The sequence below is a fragment of the Mesorhizobium sp. M0195 genome (genome assembly GCF_040322115.1).
Classification (GTDB): domain Bacteria; phylum Pseudomonadota; class Alphaproteobacteria; order Rhizobiales; family Rhizobiaceae; genus Mesorhizobium.
Genome location: NZ_JAMYSV010000073.1, coordinates 1 through 1,173, shown reverse-complemented (window position 1 = coordinate 1,173; position 1,173 = coordinate 1). Strand labels below are relative to the sequence as shown.

Below are 1,173 nucleotides of genomic sequence, written 5' to 3'. Positions count from 1 at the left end.
ATCGAGCAGGGCAAGTCGCTGTTCGAATCGAAGGGCGAGATCGGCTCGGCCGCGTCCTACATATTGTGGTTCGCCGAAGAGGGCCGCCGCACCTATGGCGACGTCGTTCCGTCGCCCTGGGCGGACCGCCGTATCCTGGTGACCAAGGAGCCGGTCGGCGTCATCGCCGCCATTACGCCGTGGAATTTCCCATCCTCGATGTTGGCCCGCAAGCTTGGCCCGGCGCTTGCCGCCGGCTGTACCGCCGTGGTCAAGCCCGCGTCGCAGACGCCTTATTCCGGCCTTGCCTGGGGCGCGCTTGCCGAGGAAGTCGGCTTCCCCAAAGGCGTAATCAATATCCTGACCGGCGCCGCCGGTGAGATCGGCGACGAGATCTGTGCCAACCCGCTGGTCAAGAAGATCACCTTCACCGGCTCGACGGAGGTCGGCAAGATCCTGATCCAGAAGTCGTCGGTGACCGTCAAGAAAGTGTCGATGGAGCTCGGCGGCAATGCGCCGTTCATCGTCTTCGACGACGCCGACATCGAGCGGGCCGTCGCCGGCGCCATCACCGCCAAGTACCGCAATTCCGGCCAGACCTGCGTCTGCACCAACCGCTTCCTGGTGCAGGCCGGCATCTATGACCAGTTCGTCGAAAAGCTGGCTGCTGCGAGCAACGGGCTGAAGGTCGGTTCCGGCCTCGAGGAGGGTGTCCAGCAGGGACCGCTGATCGATGAGAAGGCGGTAGAGAAGGTCGAGGAGCTGATTGCCGACGCTACTGCCAAAGGCGGCAAGGTCGTCGCCGGCGGCAAGCGCCACGCGCTCGGCGGCTCGTTCTTCCAGCCGACGGTGATCGCCAATGCGACGCCGAAGATGCGCTTCATGAAGGAAGAAATCTTCGGCCCGGTAGCACCGGTATTCAAGTTCGAGACCGAGGAAGAGGCCGTAGCACTCGCCAACGACACCGAGTTCGGCCTGGCCTGCTACTTCTACACCGGCGATCTCGGCCGCGCCTTCCGGGTCATGGAAGGGCTGAAATACGGCATGGTCGGCGTCAATGAAGGGCTCATCACCACCCCTGAAGCGCCTTTCGGCGGCGTCAAGGAATCGGGCCTCGGCAAGGAAGGCGGCCATCAGGGCATCGAGGATTATCTCGACACCAAATATGTCTGCATCGGCGGACTTGGTCTCTAG

The 1,173-nt window shown here is 63.3% G+C and carries 1 protein-coding gene; it reads left to right on the top strand.

Annotated elements, in window-relative coordinates; translation table 11 throughout:
- On the top strand, positions 1–1,173 hold a 1,173-nt coding region (locus NKJ12_RS32035), incomplete at its 5' end, for an NAD-dependent succinate-semialdehyde dehydrogenase (protein WP_352707706.1).